Here is a 19,231-nt window from a genome sequence, read left to right on the forward strand (position 1 = left end):
TCGAGTCAATAAAACCGGGCTTTTGCGGCAGATGACAGATGGTCGCTACGGGGGCTGTTTATTGCTTTCTTTGCGGTATACTGCGCAGCCTTCGGCCGGTTCGTCCGGCCATTTTTCCTACAACAAGCCACGCATCCTGCGTGGCTTGTTGTTTTTGACGCGCCTGCGGGCGCCCAGAGAGAAGAGGCGCGACGATGAGTGCACTGGTTGGCGTGATCATGGGCTCCAAGTCCGATTGGTCCACCCTTAGCCACACCGCCGATATGCTGGAAAAGCTCGGCATCCCTTACGAGGTCAAGGTGGTTTCCGCCCACCGCACCCCGGATCTGCTGTTCCAGTACGCCGAAGAGGCTGAAGGCCGCGGCATCGAGGTGATCATCGCCGGTGCCGGTGGCGCAGCCCACCTGCCAGGCATGTGTGCGGCCAAGACCCACCTGCCGGTGCTGGGCGTGCCGGTGCAGTCGGCGATGCTCTCGGGCGTCGATTCGCTGCTGTCGATCGTGCAGATGCCGGCCGGTATTCCGGTTGCCACCCTGGCCATCGGCAAGGCGGGTGCGATCAACGCAGCGCTGCTGTCGGCGAGCATCCTGGGCGCCAAGCATCCACAATTCCACGCGGTACTGAAAACCTTCCGTGCCGAGCAGACAGACAGCGTCCTGGACAATCCAGACCCACGTATTGCCTGAGGTTGTTGAGATGAAGATCGGTGTAATCGGTGGCGGCCAGTTGGGTCGCATGTTGGCCCTGGCGGGCACCCCGCTGGGCATGAACTTCGCTTTCCTCGACCCTGCGCCGGACGCGTGCGCCGCTGCGCTGGGCGAACACCTGCGGGCCGATTACGGCGATCAGGATCATCTGCGTCAGCTGGCCGATGAAGTCGATCTGGTGACCTTCGAGTTCGAAAGCGTCCCGGCTGAAACCGTGGCGTTCCTTTCGCAATTCGTTCCGGTCTACCCGAGTGCCGAAGCCCTGCGCATCGCTCGCGACCGTTGGTTCGAGAAGAGCATGTTCAAGGATCTGGGGATTCCGACCCCGGCGTTCGCCGACATCCAGTCGCAAGCCGACCTGGACGCCGCCGTTGCGTCGATCGGTCTGCCGGCCGTGCTGAAAACCCGCACCCTGGGTTACGACGGCAAGGGCCAGAAAGTCCTGCGCAAGCCGGAAGACGTGGTCGGTACGTTCGCCGAGCTGGGCAGCGTGGCCTGCCTGCTGGAGGGCTTCGTGCCGTTCACCGGTGAAGTGTCGCTGATCGCCGTGCGTGCCCGTGATGGCGAGACGAAGTTCTATCCATTGGTGCACAACACCCACGACAGCGGCATCCTCAAGCTGTCCGTTGCCAGCACCGATCACCCGCTGCAGGCTCTGGCCGAAGACTATTCCAGCCGTGTGCTCAAGCAGCTGAACTACGTCGGCGTGATGGCGTTCGAGTTCTTCGAAGTCGACGGTGGCCTCAAGGCCAACGAAATCGCCCCGCGCGTGCACAACTCCGGGCACTGGACCACCGAAGGCGCCGAGTGCAGCCAGTTCGAAAACCACCTGCGGGCCGTTGCCGGTCTGCCGTTGGGTTCGACCGCCAAGGTCGGCGAGAGCGCGATGCTCAACTTCATCGGTGTGGTTCCGCCGGTCGAGAAGGTCATCGCCATTGACGATTGCCATCTGCATCACTACGGCAAGGCCTTCAAGGCCGGGCGCAAGGTCGGTCACGCCAACCTGCGTTGCAAGGACAAGTCGACCCTCGAGCAGCAGATCCTCAAGGTCGAAGCGCTGATCGCCGAGTAACGACAGTTTCATCTGGCAGCGGCGGAACCATTAAGGGGCCGCCGTTCTCTCATGGCAGGATGCCAAAGTCTGACTAGGCTTTGGCTTATCTATTATTCAGAGGGAAATGCCATGGGAATTATCGGAACCATCTTTATCGGCCTCATCGTCGGCCTGCTGGCGCGGTTCCTGAAACCGGGCGATGACAGCATGGGCTGGATCATGACCATCCTGCTCGGTATCGGCGGTTCGCTGGCAGCCACTTACGGCGGCCAGGCCCTGGGCATCTATCAGGCGGGTCAGGGCGCCGGCTTCATCGGCGCGCTGGTCGGCGCGATCGTGCTGCTGGTGATCTACGGCCTGATCAAAAAGAACTGATCCAAAGCGACAAAGCCCTCTCTGCCAATCCGGCGGGGAGGGCTAGAATGCTCGGCGATTCAGCGTTCCCTCCTTATTCGAGCATCCTTTACCGAGCACCTTCATGCGCCGTCTTCTGTTGACTCTCCTTTTACTGGGCAGCGGTCTGGCCCACGCCGGCGATCTGCCGGAAACCGACTGGCTGGAACTGATGCCCAAGTCGGACCAGAAAGCCCTCGAGGCCATGCCTGAAATCGACCACAACTCCCCGGAAGCCACCGGCACCTTTACCGAGAAAGGCGGCATGAAGCAGGCCAAGGGTCTGCCGGCGGTGATGTATTCGACCAAGACCGTGGCGTCGATGAACGACAAGCACATTCGCATCGGTGGTTATCCGGTGCCGCTGGAATCCGACGCCAAGGGTCGCAGCACGCTGTTCTTCCTCGTGCCGTACCCGGGCGCGTGCATCCACGTGCCGCCACCGCCACCGAATCAACTGGTGCTGGTGCGTTATCCGAAAGGCTTGAAGCTGGATGACATCTACACGCCGCTCTGGGTGACCGGCACGCTGAAGATCGAGAAGGTCAGCAATGATCTCGCCGACGCTGCGTATGCGCTGGAAGCAGACAAGGTGCGGGTGGTGCAGGAATCGGATCTGTAATTCAGACCTGCAAAAAAAACGCAGCCTCAGGGCTGCGTTTTTTGTTTTCAGAGCGGCTTGCTGCCGACGCTGACACCCATGGTGTGGCTGGCATCCGGTGCCAGGTTCACCACGTCGTCCATCACATTCGCGGTTTCGATGCACAGCATGCGCTGCCAGCCGTCGTTGTCCATGTCGCTGAACGCGGCGGCGCGATCAATCCACGGGTTCCAGATCACCGCCGTGCGTGAACCGCTGGCGGTCAGCACGATGCGCCGTTCCCAGGCCGGGTCGACGATGCTCAGTTGTGGCGGGGCGTCGAGGTAGATGCGGTCGGTTTCCCCGGCAAAACGCAGGTCGCCTTGCTGGGTGTGGGTTTTCCAGTCGTCCAGGGTCTCGATGTAATTCAGGCCATCGACGCCTTCGACGCGCACGTTGCGCACATCGCTGACCGCGAAATAGCTGTGCAGCGCCTGACTGATGCTGACGGTGTCGGCACCACGGTTGTGGCTGGTCAGGCTGATGTGCAACTGATCGTCGAGGCGCAGGGTCAAGGTCAGGTCGACCTGATGCGGCCAGCCCGGAAAACCGCCTTCGGGGTAGGGCAGCTTGAATTCCACCTTGAGGCTTTCACCTTCGGTTTCGATACCGCCCAGTTCCCAATCCATCGCCCGGACAAACCCGTGGGCGGCGGCCGGTTCTTCGCTGACGCGCATCGCCTGCACGCTCTGCGGGTTGCGGGCGAAGACGCCGAACCACGGCCAGCACACCGGCACCCCGGCGCGGATGCTCTTGCCGGTCTTGAACACGGCCTTGTCGTTCAGCCAGATCAGCGGCGGCTGGCCGTCCACCTGATAACTGAGGATGTGCGCGCCTTGCTGGGCCACCAGCACTTCGGCCTGACCGTGGCGGATGCGCCAGCAGTTCAGTTCATCCAGTTTCACGGCTTCAACGTTGGGCGTGTTCATGGGACAACTCTCGATCAGCAACTTGGACGACTATCGACCGTGAAACGGCCGCGAGGTTTAACGTGCGCGTGGCGGAACCGAACGGGTGCGACCGCTGCCATCGATGGCAACGAACACGAACACCGCTTCGGTCACTTTACGCCACTCGCTGGACAGCGGATCGTCGCTCCACACCTCGACCATCATCTGGATCGAGCTGCGGCCGATTTCCAGGGTCTGGGTATAAAAGGACAATTGCGCGCCGACAGCTACCGGCACCAGAAACGCCATGCGATCGATGGCCACGGTCGCAACACGGCCACCGGCAACACGGCTGGCCATGGCAGTGCCGGCCAGGTCCATCTGCGCCACCAGCCAGCCGCCGAAAATATCGCCGAAGCCGTTGGTTTCGCGGGGAAGCGCGGTGATTTGCAGGGCCAGGTCGCCTTGCGGGATCGGATCTTCTTGTTCGAGCTCTATCATGCCGGGGGTGCCTCTGACCCGTGACTCTTCGTTGGGTATTGCTGGTGGTAGCCGTCTTCGGGAAAAACGATTCAGCACCGAACATACTACGTTCGTCACGTTTTCCATCAGGCGCCTAAGGAGAAACTCTGCGAAACCGGCTAATCCCGAGCAAGGGTCGGGCCAACGACGTTTTCGCACAGCAACCCCTTACAAACCGGAGCAAGGTTGCGAGTATATCGGTCGGTAGACTCCGCGACGACCGTCCGGTTCTGATTTCGACCGGCAAATACGCGCCTCTATGTGCTTTTTCGAACAATTTGCTATGGTGCCGAACCTGCCCGAGCCACAGCCAGCGTTGTTGTGGCGGCAGATCCGACTATAAGAGAAGACCTTGCCATGACCACAGCGCCCTCGAGCCTCGCGCAGCCCGACCAACCCGCACGACCGTTGACCCGCAATGACTACAAGACTCTGTCGCTTTCGGCCCTGGGGGGCGCGCTGGAGTTCTACGATTTCATCATCTTCGTGTTCTTCGCCACCGTGGTCGGCAAATTGTTCTTCCCGGCCGACATGCCCGAGTGGCTGCGTCTGATGCAGACCTTCGGCATCTTCGCCGCCGGCTACCTCGCACGGCCGCTGGGCGGGATCGTGATGGCGCACTTCGGCGACCTGCTGGGGCGCAAGAAGATGTTCACCCTGAGCATTTTCATGATGGCCGTGCCGACCCTGATCATGGGCCTGTTGCCGACCTACGCGCAGATCGGCATGTGGGCGCCGATCCTGCTTCTGTTGATGCGCGTCATTCAGGGCGCGGCGATTGGCGGTGAGGTTCCGGGGGCGTGGGTCTTCGTTTCCGAACACGTACCCGGCAAGCACATCGGCTACGCCTGCGGCACCCTGACCAGCGGCCTGACGGCGGGCATCCTGCTCGGTTCGCTGGTCGCCACCGCGATCAATAGCATTTATACGCCAGTGGAAGTTTCGGATTACGCCTGGCGGATTCCGTTCCTGTTGGGTGGTGTGTTCGGTCTGTTCTCGGTCTACCTGCGTCGCTGGCTGCACGAAACCCCGGTGTTCGCCGAACTGCAACAGCGCAAGGCGCTGGCCGAAGAAGTGCCGCTGCGCGCAGTGCTGCGTGACCATCGCGGGGCGATCGCAGTGTCGATGCTGCTGACCTGGTTGCTGTCCGCCGGTATCGTCGTGGTAATCCTGATGACCCCGACAGTGCTGCAAACGGTCTATCACTTCTCGCCGACCACCGCGCTGCAATCCAACAGCCTGGCGATCGTGTTCCTGAGCCTGGGTTGCATCATTTCCGGCGCGCTGGCCGATCGCTTCGGTGCCGGTCGGGTGTTCGTGTTCGGCTGCCTGGGCTTGCTGGCCAGTTCCTGGACCTTCTATCACAGCCTCGCCGATCACCCGAACTGGCTGTTCCCGCTGTATGCGCTGACCGGTTTCCTGGTCGGCACCATCGGCGCGGTGCCTTACGTAATGGTGAAAGCGTTCCCGCCGGTGGTGCGCTTCAGCGGTCTGTCCTTCTCTTATAACGTCGCTTACGCGATCTTCGGTGGCCTGACGCCGATGGTGGTCAGCCTGCTGCTGAAAGAAAGCGCGATGGGCCCTGCCTACTATGTGGCGGTGCTGTGCGGGATGGGGATCCTGGTCGGCGCGTGGCTGTGGAGCAAAGGTCGCTGAGTCATCTTCACACTTGCCGTTACAACTGAAAGGCCAGCCTTCCGACAGGGATGCTGGCCTTTCATCCAATTGTCATATTTCAGCCATAGAGTGTTCACACGGCCTGCTGATACTTGGCCCCGACTTAACACACCCTATCTGCTAGGAGTAAGGCATGAAACTGAAGCGTTTGATGGCGGCAATGACTTTTGTCGCTGCTGGCGTTGCGACTGCCAACGCGGTTGCCGCTGTTGACCCTGCTATCCCGAGCTACACCAAGACCACTGGTGTGTCGGGCAACCTGTCCAGCGTCGGCTCCGATACCCTGGCCAACCTCATGACCCTCTGGGCTGAGAACTACAAAAAAGAATACCCGAACGTAAACATCCAGATTCAGGCCGCTGGCTCCGCCACTGCGCCACCTGCGCTGACGGAAGGCACCTCCAACCTGGGCCCGATGAGCCGCAAGATGAAGGACACCGAACTGGCAGCCTTCGAACAGAAATACGGCTACAAGCCAACCGCTATCCCGGTTGCCGTGGACGCCCTGGCTGTTTTCGTACACAAGGACAACCCGATCCAGCACCTGACCATGGAACAGGTTGACGCGATCTTCTCGTCTACCCGTCTGTGCGGCGCCAAGACCGACGTGAAAACCTGGGGCGACCTGGGCGTGACCGGCGACCTGGCCAACAAGCCGGTTCAACTGTTCGGTCGCAACTCGGTATCCGGCACCTACGGCTACTTCAAGGAAGAAGCCCTGTGCAAAGGCGACTACAAGCCTAACGTCAACGAACAACCAGGCTCGGCTTCGGTCGTGCAGTCGATCAGCTCCTCGCTGAACGGCATCGGTTACTCGGGCATCGGCTACAAGACCGCCAGCGTGAAAACCGTTGCTCTGTCGAAGAAAGGCAGCACTGACTTCATCGAAGACACCGAAGAAAACGCCCTGAACGGCAAGTACCCGCTGTCGCGTTTCCTGTACGTGTACGTCAACAAAGCCCCGAACAAGCCTCTGGCCCCGCTGGAAGCCGAGTTCGTGAAACTGGTTCTGTCGAAACAGGGCCAGGAAGTGGTAGTGAAAGACGGCTACATCCCTCTGCCAGCCAAGGTTGCTGCAAAAGCACTGGCTGACCTGGGTCTGCAGGAAGGCGGCGCTGAAGTCGCAAAAAAGTAACAAACTGAGTCAGGGGTGAACCCCGCCTGACTCACGTGTGGGGCCCGGCCCGCAAGCGGCCCGGCCCCCACACTCCCCGAATTCTTCTATCCACTGCCAGTGCCCTGCTGGCGGCGGATTTGGTGCGTCACTGCATTGTCATCTTTCTGTCATACAGGATCGCTAGGGTGTGCGCATGAATGATCTGGCCAATTCCAAAATGACTACGAACCCTCCCAAGCGCATTGACTTCAATACGCCTGAGTTGCAACGCAAGCGCCGCATTCGCGCGCTCAAGGATCGCTTCACCCGCTGGTACGTCCTCGTCGGCGGTCTGGCGGTGCTGGCAGCCATCACCCTGATCTTCTTCTTCCTCGCCTACGTGGTCGCGCCGCTGTTCAAAGGTGCTGACCTGAGCGCGAAAGATGCAATCACCCCGGCCTGGATGCAGGACGCCGGCAAGCCGCTGATGATTTCGCTCGAAGAGCAGAATCAGGTGGCGATGCGCGTTTCCGACAAGGGCCAGGCGCTGTTCTTCGACATCGACAGTGGCGCTGAGTTGAAGCGCGTCGATCTGCCTTTGCCGGCAGGCGCCAGTGTGACCTCCATCGGCGAAGACCAGCCGGGCCATCCGCTGGTGGCCGTGGGCCTGTCCAACGGTCAGGCGCTGGTGTTCCGTCACACTTATAAAGTCAGCTACCCGGATGGCAAGAAAACCATCACCCCGGCCATCGAGTATCCGTATGGCGATGCACCGATCGCGCTGAACGAAAGCGGCGGTGCGCTGGAGCACGTCAGCCTCAACGCCACCGATTCGACCCTGATGCTGGTCGGTTCCACCGGTTCGCAACTCAACGTGCTGTCGCTGACCAGCGAAGAAAACATGATGACCGGCGAAGTCACCAACGAGCAGAAGCGTATCGACTTGCCGCAGATGACCGAGCCGGTGAAAAACATCTTCGTCGACCCGCGCCAGCAGTGGCTGTACGTGGTCAACGGACGTGCCCAGGCCGACGTGTTCAGCCTGCGCGACAAGAGCCTCAACGGTCGCTACAAGCTGCTGGAAAACGGCGAAGCCGAAGTCACCGCCGCCACGCAACTGGTGGGCGGCATCTCGCTGATCGTCGGTGACTCCAAAGGTGGCCTGGCCCAGTGGTTTATGGCCCGCGACACCGATGGCGAGCTGCGCCTGAAGCAGATCCGCACCTTCCAGATGGGCACCACGCCGATCGTTGAAATTTCCGCCGAAGAACGTCGCAAGGGCTTCCTGGCCCTGGATGCCAGCGGCAAGCTCGGCGTGTTCCACAGCACCGCGCACCGCACCTTGCTGGTGGATCAAGTCGTCGAAGGCCAGGGCCTGTTCGGTCTGTCGCCGCGCGCCAACCGCGTGATCGTCGAAGCCGGCGGCAAGCTGCAACCGCTGCTGCTCGACAACCCGCACCCGGAAGTCTCGTGGAGCGCACTGTGGAGCAAGGTCTGGTACGAGAACTACGACGAGCCTAAATACGTCTGGCAATCGACCGCCGCCAACACCGATTTCGAACCGAAACTGAGCCTGTCGCCACTGACCTTCGGCACCCTGAAAGCCGCGTTCTACGCGATGCTGCTGGCTGCACCGCTGGCTGTCGCCGCTGCGATCTACACCGCGTACTTCATGGCCCCGGGCATGCGCCGCAAGGTCAAACCGGTGATCGAGCTGATGGAAGCGATGCCGACGGTGATCCTCGGCTTCTTCGCCGGCCTGTTCCTGGCGCCATACGTGGAAGGGCATCTGCCGGGCATCTTCAGCCTGCTGATGCTGCTGCCGATCGGCATCCTGATCGCCGGTTTCACCTTCAGCCGCCTGCCTGAATCGATCCGCCTGAAAGTCCCGGATGGCTGGGAAAGTGCGCTGCTGATTCCGGTGATCCTGTTCGTTGGCTGGCTGTCGCTGTACATGAGTCCGTTCATGGAGAACTGGTTCTTCGGCGGTGACATGCGCATGTGGATCTCCCACGACCTGGGCATCACCTACGACCAGCGCAACGCTCTGGTGGTCGGTCTGGCCATGGGCTTTGCGGTGATCCCGAACATCTACTCGATCGCCGAAGACGCCGTGTTCAGCGTGCCGCGCGGCCTGACCCTGGGCTCGCTGGCCCTCGGTGCCACGCCGTGGCAGACCATGACTCGCGTGGTCATCCTGACCGCCAGCCCGGGCATCTTCTCGGCGCTGATGATCGGCATGGGCCGTGCGGTCGGCGAAACCATGATCGTGCTGATGGCCACCGGCAACACCCCGGTCATGGAAATGAACCTGTTCGAAGGCCTGCGCACCCTGGCCGCCAACGTTGCGGTGGAAATGCCGGAGTCGGAAGTCGGCGGCAGCCACTACCGCGTGCTGTTCCTCTCGGCGCTGGTGTTGCTGTTGTTCACCTTCGTCATGAACACCCTCGCGGAACTGATTCGTCAGCGTCTGCGCAAGAAATACTCGTCGCTTTAAGCAAAGGTAGAAGTCTGTGAAACAGAACTCCCTGAAAGGATGGTTCAAGAGCGGCGCCCCCGGCGTCTGGATCAGCGGCGGCGCGGTGTCCATCGCGGTCATCATGACCATTGGCCTGCTGGCGGTGATCGCCGTGCGTGGTCTGGGTCACTTCTGGCCGGCGGATCTGATCCACGCCAGCTATGACGTACCGGGCCAGGGCCAGCATCTGGTCGTGGGCGAAGTGGTGCAGAAAGAAGAAGTGCCGCGCGCCCGTCTGAAGAGCGCCGGCCTGCCGGTACCGGACGAAGGTCCGGAATTCATGACCCGCGAGCTGATCAAGGTCGGCAACCGTGACCTGAACGGCAACGATTTCACCTGGATCGTCGGCGAGTGGCTGACCAATCAGACCACGCCGGTGGAACTGATGGCGCTGGAGCGTCGTGAGTGGGGCAACTTCTACGGCTACCTGGTCAACGTCAAACAGGACGGCAAGGTGATCGCCGAGGGCGAAGCGGCCTGGCCTGAACTGCAAGCGCGGATCAACCGTGTGAGCGGCCTCGCGGCGCAGCTCAAGTCGCTGGAAAAGACCGACATCGGCGCGATCAACGCCGGCCTCGAGCGCATCCGTCTGCACGGTCGCAAGCTGGAGCTGGAAGGCAAGCTCGACGCCACCGCACAAGCGGACATGGAGTCCGAGCGCGCCGAGCTGAACGCCCGCTATCAGGACATCGAGGCTCGTCTGGCTGACCTGCACGCGCAGTTCAACCGTGACGCGCTGACGGCCCGCGACGCCAACGGCAAAGAGATTGAAATCGGCCTGGGCAAAGTGGTGCACGCCTACCAGCCGAACGCGATGGGGACGTTCACCAAGATCGGTTTCTACTTCAGCAAGGTCTGGGAATTCCTGTCCGACGACCCGCGTGAAGCGAACACCGAAGGCGGGATTTTCCCGGCGATCTTCGGCACCGTGATGATGACCCTGATCATGGCGATGATCGTGACCCCGTTCGGCGTGCTGGCGGCGGTGTACCTGCGTGAATACGCCAAGCAGAACACCCTGACCCGGGTGATCCGGATCGCGGTGAACAACCTGGCGGGTGTTCCGGCGATTGTTTACGGCGTGTTCGGTCTGGGCTTCTTCGTCTACGTGCTCGGTGGCTCGCTCGACCGTCTGTTCTTCCCTGAAGCGCTGCCGGCACCAACCTTCGGTACGCCGGGTCTGCTCTGGGCTTCGTTGACCCTGGCGCTGCTGGCGGTGCCGGTGGTGATCGTGGCCACTGAAGAAGGTCTGGCGCGTATCCCGCGCACCGTGCGTGAGGGCTCGCTGGCTCTGGGCGCTACCAAGGCTGAAACCCTGTGGAAGATCGTTCTGCCGATGGCCAGTCCGGCCATGATGACCGGCATGATCCTCGCCGTGGCTCGCGCCGCCGGTGAAGTGGCGCCGCTGATGCTGGTGGGTGTGGTGAAACTGGCGCCGTCGCTGCCGGTGGACGGCAACTACCCGTATCTGCACCTGGATCAGAAGATCATGCACCTGGGCTTCCACATCTACGACGTCGGCTTCCAGAGCCCGAACGTCGAGGCCGCGCGGCCGCTGGTGTACGCCACGGCGCTGCTGCTGGTGCTGGTGATCGCCACCCTGAACCTGTCGGCGGTGTACATCCGTAACCACCTGCGCGAGAAGTACAAGGCGCTGGACAGCTGATCGCCGTTACAAGAATTGAAGGGCTGCCGGCCTGATTCCCGGCAGCCAACCGAACCGAATTTGTTAGCACAGGGGATCTCCCATGCAGCACGAAACACATACCCACGGCATCAACATGTCTGCCCTGGGCCGCGACAAGCAGAGCCTGAATCTCGAGCAGGAAACCGTGGCCATCGAAGTGCCGGGCCTGAGCCTGTTCTACGGCGAGAAACAAGCGCTGTACGACGTCAGCATGAACATCCCGAAACAGCGCGTGACTGCCTTCATCGGCCCGTCCGGCTGCGGCAAGTCCACGCTGCTGCGTACCTTCAACCGCATGAACGATCTGGTGGACGGCTGCCGCGTCGAAGGCGCGATCAACCTGTACGGCAACAACATCTACCGCAAGGGCGAAGACGTGGCCGAGCTGCGTCGCCGGGTCGGCATGGTGTTCCAGAAGCCTAACCCGTTCCCGAAAACCATCTACGAGAACGTGGTCTACGGCCTGCGCATCCAGGGCATCAACAAGAAGCGCATCCTCGACGAAGCCGTCGAGTGGGCACTGAAAGGCGCGGCCCTGTGGGACGAAGTCAAAGACCGTCTGCATGACTCGGCACTCGGCCTGTCCGGCGGTCAGCAACAGCGTCTGGTGATCGCCCGTACCATCGCGGTGGAGCCGGAAGTGCTGCTGCTCGACGAACCGTGCTCGGCCCTCGACCCGATCTCGACCCTGAAAGTCGAAGAGCTGATCTACGAGCTCAAATCCAAGTTCACCATCGTCATCGTGACCCACAACATGCAGCAGGCGGCGCGGGTGTCCGACTACACGGCGTTCATGTACATGGGCAAACTGGTGGAATTCGGCGACACCGATACGCTGTTCACCAATCCGGCCAAGAAGCAGACCGAAGACTACATCACCGGTCGTTACGGCTGACAGTTGCGGGTTATTCACAGAATTGACGCTGCGGCCCGCCGCACCTTACCGGACGCTCCAAGGACGCCAACATGATTAGTAAAGAAGGCCTTACCCATCACATTTCCGCGCAGTTCAACGCCGAACTGGAAGAAGTGCGCAGCCACCTGCTGGCCATGGGCGGGCTGGTCGAGAAGCAGGTCAACGACGCGGTTACCGCGCTGATCGAGGCCGACTCGGGCCTGGCCCAGCAAGTGCGCGAGATCGATGACCAGATCAACCAGATGGAACGCAACATCGACGAAGAATGCCTGCGCATTCTGGCCCGTCGTCAGCCGGCGGCGTCCGACCTGCGTTTGATCATCAGCATCTCCAAGTCCGTGATCGACCTGGAGCGCATCGGCGACGAAGCGACCAAGATCGCCCGTCGTGCGATCCAGTTGTGCGAAGAAGGCGAAGCGCCGCGCGGTTACGTCGAGGTTCGTCACATCGGCGACCAGGTACGCAACATGGTGCGTGATGCGCTGGACGCATTTGCCCGCTTCGACGCCGATCTGGCGTTGTCGGTGGCGCAGTACGACAAGATCATCGACCGCGAATACAAGACCGCCCTGCGTGAGCTGGCGACCTACATGATGGAAGACCCACGCTCTATCTCGCGGGTCTTGAGCATCATCTGGGTACTGCGTTCGCTGGAACGGATCGGCGACCACGCACGCAACATCTCGGAGCTGGTGATTTACCTGGTGCGCGGCACCGATGTGCGCCACATGGGCCTCAAGCGCATGAAGGAAGAAGTTGAAGGGACAAGTGGCGAAACCGCTAATGTTCCGGGCGATGCTGACGATAAGTAAGATTGCCTGAGAAAAGCGCCCGGCCCTTTGGCCGGGCGTTTTTGTTTGTACTTCTGTGATGTGAAAGCGAATTAAAAAGCAGCACCCGCGAACGAAAAGTCCCGGCGTGACTGAAGAGTTTTGGCAATGTGCCATCAGCCAGCGTTATGCTTGCCGGGATTTTAATAGGGGTGTTGGATGAGCAAGATCAGTGTGTTGGTCGTGGACGATGCATCGTTCATTCGTGACCTGGTGAAAAAGTGCCTGCGTAATTACTTCCCGGGGATCCGCACCGAGGACGCCGTCAACGGTAAAAAAGCCCAGGCCATGCTGGCCAAGGAAGCTTTCGACCTGGTGCTGTGCGACTGGGAAATGCCGGAAATGTCCGGTCTTGAACTGCTGACCTGGTGCCGCGAGCAAGACAATCTCAAGAGCATGCCGTTCGTCATGGTCACCAGCCGTGGCGACAAGGAAAACGTGGTGCAGGCGATTCAGGCCGGCGTTTCCGGTTACGTCAGCAAGCCGTTCACCAACGAGCAACTGCTGACCAAGGTCAAGCAGGCCCTGAACAAGGTCGGCAAGCTCGACACCCTGATGAACAGCGCCCCGACCAAGATGAACTCGGCGTTCGGCAACGACTCCCTGAGCGCGTTGACCGGTGGCAAGGCTGCGGTGATTGGTTCCGCACCGGCTGCGCCGGCGGTCAACCCGTTTGCCAAGCCTGCCGCTGCGGCCCCGGCTCCCGCCGCCGCGCCACAGCGTGGTTTGCTCAACAGCCCGCCTGTGAAAGCCCCGGCAGCGTCCAGCGCTCCGGCCGGCGGTCGTGGCCAGGGCCAACTGCGCCTGCCAAGTGGCACCCAGCAATGCGTGATCAAGGCCTTGAGCATCAAGGAAGCGCTGCTGGTGGTGAAACGCACCGACACCCTGCCGCAGATCCTCGACAGCGCCGTGCTCGATCTGGAGCAGGGCGACAACGCCGAAATCGCCCGTCTCAACGGCTACCTGCACGCCATCGTTGCGCACGAGCAGAAAGCCGACAGCGACTGGCTGCAACTGACCTTCCGCTTCGTCGACCAGGACGCGCAGAAGCTCGACTACATCTCCCGCCTGATCGCTCGCGGCACGGCGCAGAAGCACTTCGTTCCGGGCGCATAATCTTCGTCGCCTGACATTGATCGTTCCCAGGCTCCGCGTGGGAATGCCTCAAGGGACGCTCTGCGTCCTCACGCATGGGACGCAGAGCGTCCCGGGCTGCGTCCCCACGCAGAGCGTGGGGACGATCATCTCCTGCACCTGCCATTTTGAAACATCTGTCGACTAGCCTGGTCTGCTTCACCTGCTAGGCTCATTCCCAGGCCTTACTCGACAGAATTTTTGCCCATGCCCCTGCGCCTGCTGTTTTTCTGTGGTCTGTTCATGGCCTCCACCTCGACTGTGGCCATGACGATCTACAAATCCACCGATGCCAACGGAGTGGTTTCGTACAGCGACCGTCCGAGCAAAGGCTCTCAGGTGTTCGTGTTTCAGGACCGGATGGTCGAGCGCCTCGAGCGCCAGGTCTATCTCGACATCAAGAAGCAGAAGGGCGCGGACGTGGTGTTCGTGCGCAACGACCTGTACGCGCCGGTCGAGGTTGCACTGGCGTTTACCGGGATGAGCAACGTGCGCGGCGCGCCGGCGCAAACGATCCGCCGGGTGTTGCCGGCACGCAGCAATACGCGGCTGGCGTTGCTGACGGCGGTGTCCGGTGGCAAGCCGCTGGTGTATACGCCGCAGTTCCATTATTCCCTCGGTGATCCGGCTGGCGCGGCTCAGGGCTATCGCTATCCGTTTCCGTGGCGTGGCGGGCCGTTCCGCCTCAGCCAGGGCGCCAATGGCGATTACAGCCACTTCGGGCCGAAGAACAAATACGCGATGGACATCGCCATGCCGGTCGGCACGCCGATCATTGCGGCGCGGGCCGGGGTAGTGGTGAAGACCGAGAATGCCCAGAATGGGCGCGGCACCGATCCGTCCGGCAATTTCGTGCGGATCCTGCACGACGACGGCACGATGGGCGTGTACCTGCACCTCAAGCAAGGGTCGGTGAGTGTGCGCGAAGGGCAGCGAGTGACGGTGGGCAGTCCGCTGGCGCTGTCCGGCAACACCGGCAACAGCAGCGGCCCGCATTTGCACTTCGTGGTGCAGCGCAACACCGGGATGGGGCTGGTGTCGATTCCGTATCAGTTCAACCGGCCGCTGGGGGCGTTGCCCAACTTTGCGTTGGGCAAGCAGTAAACCCCGTCAGTCGAGCATCAGCACCTTGGCCAGAATGATCTTCGGACCTTTCATCTTCTTGATGATGATCCGCAGGCCTTCGACTTCCAGCACCTCTTCCTCTTCCGGCACCCGTTTCAGGGTTTCGTAGATCAGCCCGGCGAGGGTTTCGGCTTCGATGTGATCCAGGTCGATCCCCAGCAGGCGCTCGACCTTGAACAGCGGCGTATCGCCCCGCACCAGCAGTTTGCCCGGCTGGTAGGCGAGGATGCCGCGCTCGGCTTTGCGGTGTTCGTCCTGGATATCGCCGACCAACACTTCCAGCACGTCTTCCATGGTCAGGTAGCCGATGATGTTGCCATCGGCCTCTTCGACCACGGCGAAGTGCGAGCCGCCCTTGCGGAACTGCTCCAGCAACTGCGACAGCGGCATGTGCCGCGACACGCGCTCCAGCGGGCGGGTCAGTTCGGCGAGGTTGAACGACTCGGGAATGTGATCCAGCGCTGCCAGTTCCAGCAGCAGGTCCTTGATGTGCAGCAGGCCGACGAACTCCTTGCGCTCGCTGTCGTACACCGGATAACGGCTGAACTTGTGGCGACGGAACATCGCCAGGATTTCTTTTAGCGGGGCGTTGAATTCGAGGGTAATCAGGTCTTCCCGGGAGTTGGCCCAGTCGACCACTTCCAGCTCGCCCATTTCCACCGCCGAGGCCAGCACACGCATGCCCTGGTCGCTCGGGTCCTGACCACGGCTGGAGTGCAGGATCAGTTTCAGTTCTTCACGGCTGTAATGGTGTTCGTGATGCGGGCCGGGTTCACCTTGACCCGCGATGCGCAGGATGGTGTTGGCGCTGGCGTTGAGCAGATAGATCGCCGGGTACATGGCCCAGTAGAACAGGTACAGCGGCACCGCCGTCCACAGCGACAGCAGCTCGGGTTTGCGGATCGCCCAGGATTTGGGTGCGAGTTCGCCGACCACGATGTGCAGGTAGGAAATGATGAAGAACGCGGTGAAGAACGAGATGCCTTTGACGACTTCTGCCGACTGCACGCCGACCGCGCTCAGCAGCGGTTCGAGAATGTGCGCGAACGCCGGCTCGCCGACCCAGCCCAGGCCCAGGGAGGCGAGGGTGATACCGAGCTGGCACGCCGAGAGGTACGCATCGAGCTGACTGTGCACCGTGCGCAGGATGTGCCCGCGCCAGCCGTGCTGCTCAGCGATGGCTTCGACCCGGGTCGAGCGCAGTTTGACCATGGCGAATTCCGCCGCAACGAAGAAGCCGTTGAGCAAAACCAGGATCAGAGCGAAAAGAATCATGCCGAAATCGGCGAATATTGTTGCGAGGGACAAGCCAGGGGAAGGGTCCATGATGGAGTTTTGCGGGTTCCGTGTGATTCGAAAGAAAGAAAAATCCGCACCTGAAAGGCAGGCGCAAGTCAGCCAATGTAGCGGCTGACCTGGCGATTGCCTAGTCCGGCATTACTCAGCGGCGCTGATGACCCGTGCCTGAGCGACCTGCGCCGGGGCGAAATGGCAGGTGAAGGTGCTGCCATGACCGGGCACGCTGCTGATCTCCATCCGTGCACGATGGCGCAGCAGCACGTGTTTGACGATGGCCAGGCCCAGGCCCGTGCCGCCGGTGTTGGAGTTGCGGCTGGAGTCGACGCGGTAGAAGCGTTCGGTCAGGCGCGGCAGGTGTTTGCTGTCGATGCCGATCCCGGAATCCTGCACGCTGAGGTGTGCACCCTGATCGTCGCCCCACCAGCGGATGCGGATATTGCCTTCGGCCGGGGTGTATTTGACGGCGTTGAACACCAGGTTGGAAAACGCACTGCGCAGTTCCGCCTCGCTGCCCTTGAGCAGAATGCTGGTGTCGGCTTCCAGGGTGATGCGCTGATTCTTTGAGCCGGACAACTGCTGCGCATCGCTCTTGATCGACTGCAGCAGGGTGTCGATGTGCACCGGCTGGTTGTCCGACGGGTAATCGGTGGCTTCCAGCTTGGCCAGCAATAACAAGTCGTTGAGCAGGGTCTGCATGCGCCCGCCCTGTTGCTGCATCTGCTGCAGTGCGCGGCTCCAGCGCGGGTTCACTTCCTCGACGTTGTCGAGCAGGGTTTCCAGATAGCCGCAGATCACCGTCAGCGGGGTGCGCAGCTCGTGGGAGACGTTGGCGATGAAGTCTTTGCGCATCTGTTCCAGCTGATGGATGCGCGTGACGTCGCGCACCAGCATCAAGTGTTCGTTGTTGCCGTAGCGCGTGAGGTACAGCTGGATGCGTACGCGATCGTTGGTCGGCGAGGGGATTTCCAGCGGCTCGGCGTAGCTTTCCTGCTCGAAGTATTCCTTGAAGCGCGGATGCCGGACGAGGTTGGTCACCGGTTGGCCGCTGTCCTGCGGGGTCTTGAGGCCGAGCAGGGTTTCGGCGGCACGGTTCCACCATTCCAGGTTGCCATCGCTGTCGAGCATGATCACCGCGTCTTTCAGCGCGGCGGTAGACTCCTGAACGCGGTCGATCACCGCTTGCAGGCGCCCGCGTACCCGTTGGTCGCGACGTTGCAGGTGGTAGATGCTGTCGAACACCTCGCCCCACAGGCCGTAGCCGTCGGGCGGTGCTTCATCGGGTTGGTGCAGGCGCAGCCATTCGTGCAGGCGCAGCAGTTGCTTGAGCGTCCAGGCCAGATAAAGGCCCAGTCCCGCCGCCAGACTCCAGCCGTAGTAGCCGGTGATCAGGCCGATCACCAGGCAGCCGGTGACCAGCAACAGCATGTGGCGAATCAGGGTGCCATGCCAGTTTTGGTTCACGGAAAATGCGGTCCTTGTCTACGGGGCTGGCGCTCGGCTCAGGCTTTGGTGGAGAACCGGTAGCCGGTGCCGCGCACGGTTTGTACCAGATTTTCGTAGGCGTCGCCGAGGGCCTTGCGCAGGCGCCGGATGTGCACGTCGACGGTGCGCTCTTCAACATAGACGTTGCCGCCCCAGACCTGGTCCAGCAACTGGCCACGGGTGTAGGCGCGTTCCTGGTGGGTCATGAAGAATTGCAGCAGACGGTATTCGGTCGGGCCCATCTCGGCCGGACGCCCGTCGATAGTCACGCGGTGGCTGATCGGGTCGAGCAGCAGGCCGCCGACTTCGATCGGCGCTTCGCCATCGGTCGGGCCGGCGCGACGCAGCACAGCCTTGAGGCGTGCCACCAGTTCGCGTGGGGAAAACGGTTTGGTGATGTAGTCGTCGGCGCCGACTTCCAGACCCTGGATCTTGTTGTCCTCTTCGCCCTTGGCGGTGAGCATGATGATCGGGATGTCCCCGGTCAGCTCGTCACGCTTGAGGCGACGGGCCAGCTCGATGCCGGAGGTGCCGGGCAGCATCCAGTCGAGCAGGATCAGGTCCGGCTTGCGGTCGACGATGATGGCGTGGGCCTGCTGCGAGTTCTCTGCCTCGAGGCAGTCATAGCCGGCCATTTCCAACGCAACGGCGATCATTTCGCGAATGGGCGCTTCGTCGTCGACGATCAGAATGCTCCTGCCAACCATGCCTTAATCCTCTTGTCATTTAACTGTCTTGCGCCGCATTAGATAACGGAATTATTGCAGTCGTGTGACAGTATTTTAGTCCAGCGGCGATTGTGCAAATCCTGAACTAAGCTCTAAGTCCGAATCCTGACAACCACAAGAGAAGGTTTCCATGACTCAAATGACTGCTTCCTTTAAGGCTTTGCTGATGGCTGCCGCCCTGACTCTGCCTGGACTTGCGATGGCGGCCGAGCCGGCCATGATGAAAGACGGAATGATGGTCGACCACAAGGGCATGACGCTTTACACGTTCGACAAGGACAGTGGCGGCAAGTCGATGTGCAACGGCGATTGCGCCAAGAACTGGCCGCCATTGATGGCGCCGGCCGATGCCAAGGCTGAAGGTAAATGGACGGTCATCAAACGTGATGACGGCATGATGCAGTACGCCTACGACGGCAAGCCGCTGTACACCTTCGTGAAAGATGCCAAGCCGGGCGATATGACCGGCGACAAGATGAAGGACGTGTGGCACGTGGTTCACGAGCACAAGTAAGCCATTGGCAGTGAAACCG

The 19,231-nt window shown here is 61.4% G+C and carries 18 protein-coding genes; 13 read left to right on the top strand and 5 right to left on the bottom strand.

The window, feature by feature from the left end:
- The first annotated feature begins 194 nt into the window (after positions 1–194).
- The 4 genes from purE (at position 195) to M5G18_RS17070 (ending at position 2,776) form a co-directional block, all read left to right on the top strand.
- The gene (purE, locus tag M5G18_RS17055) at positions 195–686 is read left to right on the top strand and encodes a 5-(carboxyamino)imidazole ribonucleotide mutase (RefSeq protein WP_007954291.1); all 492 of its coding nucleotides are present in this window, start codon (positions 195–197) and stop codon (positions 684–686) included.
- Positions 687–696: 10 nt separating this feature from the next.
- Positions 697–1,779, top strand: coding sequence for a 5-(carboxyamino)imidazole ribonucleotide synthase (locus tag M5G18_RS17060; protein WP_273898188.1), 1,083 nt, complete (start codon positions 697–699; stop codon positions 1,777–1,779).
- A gap of 111 nt (positions 1,780–1,890) precedes the next feature.
- On the top strand, positions 1,891–2,136 hold the full coding sequence (locus M5G18_RS17065) for a GlsB/YeaQ/YmgE family stress response membrane protein (protein WP_003229635.1): 246 nt from the start codon (positions 1,891–1,893) through the stop codon (positions 2,134–2,136).
- Between the two features lie 103 nt (positions 2,137–2,239).
- Complete coding sequence (locus tag M5G18_RS17070) at positions 2,240–2,776, top strand: DUF3299 domain-containing protein (protein ID WP_102357864.1); 537 nt, start codon at positions 2,240–2,242, stop codon at positions 2,774–2,776.
- Between the two features lie 47 nt (positions 2,777–2,823).
- Here the strand turns inward: M5G18_RS17070 and M5G18_RS17075 are convergent, their stop codons facing one another.
- Complete coding sequence (locus M5G18_RS17075) at positions 2,824–3,723, bottom strand: D-hexose-6-phosphate mutarotase (protein ID WP_273898189.1); 900 nt, start codon at positions 3,721–3,723, stop codon at positions 2,824–2,826.
- Between the two features lie 57 nt (positions 3,724–3,780).
- Positions 3,781–4,185: an acyl-CoA thioesterase gene (locus tag M5G18_RS17080; protein WP_003229628.1), complete on the bottom strand. Its 405-nt coding sequence runs from the start codon at positions 4,183–4,185 to the stop codon at positions 3,781–3,783.
- Between the two features lie 378 nt (positions 4,186–4,563).
- On the opposite strand from M5G18_RS17080, the gene M5G18_RS17085 reads away from it, so the two are divergent.
- From M5G18_RS17085 to M5G18_RS17120, 8 genes are all read left to right on the top strand, one after another.
- Positions 4,564–5,862 (top strand): MFS transporter, encoded by a 1,299-nt coding sequence (locus M5G18_RS17085; RefSeq protein ID WP_273898190.1) that lies wholly within the window; start codon positions 4,564–4,566, stop codon positions 5,860–5,862.
- A gap of 154 nt (positions 5,863–6,016) precedes the next feature.
- Entirely contained in the window at positions 6,017–7,018 is a 1,002-nt protein-coding gene (locus M5G18_RS17090) for a phosphate ABC transporter substrate-binding protein PstS (RefSeq protein ID WP_007954316.1), read from the top strand.
- Between the two features lie 424 nt (positions 7,019–7,442).
- Positions 7,443–9,476, top strand: a complete 2,034-nt coding sequence (locus tag M5G18_RS17095) for an ABC transporter permease subunit (protein ID WP_230737782.1) — start codon at positions 7,443–7,445, stop codon at positions 9,474–9,476.
- Positions 9,477–9,492: 16 nt separating this feature from the next.
- Positions 9,493–11,163, top strand: coding sequence for a phosphate ABC transporter permease PstA (gene pstA / locus M5G18_RS17100; protein WP_007954332.1), 1,671 nt, complete (start codon positions 9,493–9,495; stop codon positions 11,161–11,163).
- Positions 11,164–11,245: 82 nt separating this feature from the next.
- Positions 11,246–12,079, top strand: a complete 834-nt coding sequence (gene pstB, locus M5G18_RS17105) for a phosphate ABC transporter ATP-binding protein PstB (protein WP_065258233.1) — start codon at positions 11,246–11,248, stop codon at positions 12,077–12,079.
- A 71-nt stretch (positions 12,080–12,150) separates the two neighbouring features.
- On the top strand, positions 12,151–12,912 hold the full coding sequence (gene phoU / locus M5G18_RS17110) for a phosphate signaling complex protein PhoU (RefSeq protein WP_007954334.1): 762 nt from the start codon (positions 12,151–12,153) through the stop codon (positions 12,910–12,912).
- 177 nt (positions 12,913–13,089) lie between these two features.
- The gene (locus M5G18_RS17115) at positions 13,090–14,046 is read left to right on the top strand and encodes a response regulator (RefSeq protein ID WP_273898191.1); all 957 of its coding nucleotides are present in this window, start codon (positions 13,090–13,092) and stop codon (positions 14,044–14,046) included.
- Between the two features lie 225 nt (positions 14,047–14,271).
- A complete protein-coding gene (locus M5G18_RS17120; protein ID WP_273898192.1) occupies positions 14,272–15,168 on the top strand; it encodes a M23 family metallopeptidase in 897 nt (298 codons plus the stop codon).
- Positions 15,169–15,174: 6 nt separating this feature from the next.
- Here the strand turns inward: M5G18_RS17120 and M5G18_RS17125 are convergent, their stop codons facing one another.
- The 3 genes from M5G18_RS17125 to phoB all read right to left on the bottom strand — a co-directional run bounded on the left by M5G18_RS17125 (position 15,175) and on the right by phoB (position 18,677).
- The gene (locus tag M5G18_RS17125; protein ID WP_007954342.1) at positions 15,175–16,515 is read right to left on the bottom strand and encodes a hemolysin family protein; all 1,341 of its coding nucleotides are present in this window, start codon (positions 16,513–16,515) and stop codon (positions 15,175–15,177) included.
- A gap of 111 nt (positions 16,516–16,626) precedes the next feature.
- Entirely contained in the window at positions 16,627–17,913 is a 1,287-nt protein-coding gene (phoR, locus tag M5G18_RS17130) for a phosphate regulon sensor histidine kinase PhoR (protein ID WP_218887987.1), read from the bottom strand.
- Positions 17,914–17,987: 74 nt separating this feature from the next.
- Positions 17,988–18,677, bottom strand: coding sequence for a phosphate regulon transcriptional regulator PhoB (gene phoB, locus M5G18_RS17135; RefSeq protein ID WP_003229608.1), 690 nt, complete (start codon positions 18,675–18,677; stop codon positions 17,988–17,990).
- 151 nt (positions 18,678–18,828) lie between these two features.
- Here phoB and M5G18_RS17140 point away from each other — a divergent pair, with 151 nt between their 5' ends.
- The gene (locus tag M5G18_RS17140; protein WP_007954346.1) at positions 18,829–19,212 is read left to right on the top strand and encodes a COG4315 family predicted lipoprotein; all 384 of its coding nucleotides are present in this window, start codon (positions 18,829–18,831) and stop codon (positions 19,210–19,212) included.
- The last annotated feature ends 19 nt before the right edge of the window (positions 19,213–19,231 follow it).

This window comes from Pseudomonas aphyarum, assembly GCF_028657055.1.
Classification (GTDB): Bacteria; Pseudomonadota; Gammaproteobacteria; order Pseudomonadales; family Pseudomonadaceae; genus Aquipseudomonas; species Aquipseudomonas aphyarum.

Coding starts and splice junctions, on each gene's coding strand:
- purE (WP_007954291.1), top strand. CDS start 195: ATGAGTGCACTGGTTGGCGTGATCATGGGCTCCAAGTCCGATTGGTCC.
- phoU (WP_007954334.1), top strand. CDS start 12,151: ATGATTAGTAAAGAAGGCCTTACCCATCACATTTCCGCGCAGTTCAAC.
- M5G18_RS17065 (WP_003229635.1), top strand. CDS start 1,891: ATGGGAATTATCGGAACCATCTTTATCGGCCTCATCGTCGGCCTGCTG.
- M5G18_RS17080 (WP_003229628.1), bottom strand. CDS start 4,185: ATGATAGAGCTCGAACAAGAAGATCCGATCCCGCAAGGCGACCTGGCC.
- M5G18_RS17115 (WP_273898191.1), top strand. CDS start 13,090: ATGAGCAAGATCAGTGTGTTGGTCGTGGACGATGCATCGTTCATTCGT.
- M5G18_RS17095 (WP_230737782.1), top strand. CDS start 7,443: ATGCAGGACGCCGGCAAGCCGCTGATGATTTCGCTCGAAGAGCAGAAT.
- M5G18_RS17125 (WP_007954342.1), bottom strand. CDS start 16,515: ATGGACCCTTCCCCTGGCTTGTCCCTCGCAACAATATTCGCCGATTTC.
- M5G18_RS17070 (WP_102357864.1), top strand. CDS start 2,240: ATGCGCCGTCTTCTGTTGACTCTCCTTTTACTGGGCAGCGGTCTGGCC.
- M5G18_RS17085 (WP_273898190.1), top strand. CDS start 4,564: ATGACCACAGCGCCCTCGAGCCTCGCGCAGCCCGACCAACCCGCACGA.
- M5G18_RS17060 (WP_273898188.1), top strand. CDS start 697: ATGAAGATCGGTGTAATCGGTGGCGGCCAGTTGGGTCGCATGTTGGCC.
- M5G18_RS17120 (WP_273898192.1), top strand. CDS start 14,272: ATGCCCCTGCGCCTGCTGTTTTTCTGTGGTCTGTTCATGGCCTCCACC.
- phoR (WP_218887987.1), bottom strand. CDS start 17,913: ATGCTGTTGCTGGTCACCGGCTGCCTGGTGATCGGCCTGATCACCGGC.
- pstB (WP_065258233.1), top strand. CDS start 11,246: ATGCAGCACGAAACACATACCCACGGCATCAACATGTCTGCCCTGGGC.
- phoB (WP_003229608.1), bottom strand. CDS start 18,677: ATGGTTGGCAGGAGCATTCTGATCGTCGACGACGAAGCGCCCATTCGC.
- M5G18_RS17090 (WP_007954316.1), top strand. CDS start 6,017: ATGAAACTGAAGCGTTTGATGGCGGCAATGACTTTTGTCGCTGCTGGC.
- M5G18_RS17140 (WP_007954346.1), top strand. CDS start 18,829: ATGACTCAAATGACTGCTTCCTTTAAGGCTTTGCTGATGGCTGCCGCC.
- M5G18_RS17075 (WP_273898189.1), bottom strand. CDS start 3,723: ATGAACACGCCCAACGTTGAAGCCGTGAAACTGGATGAACTGAACTGC.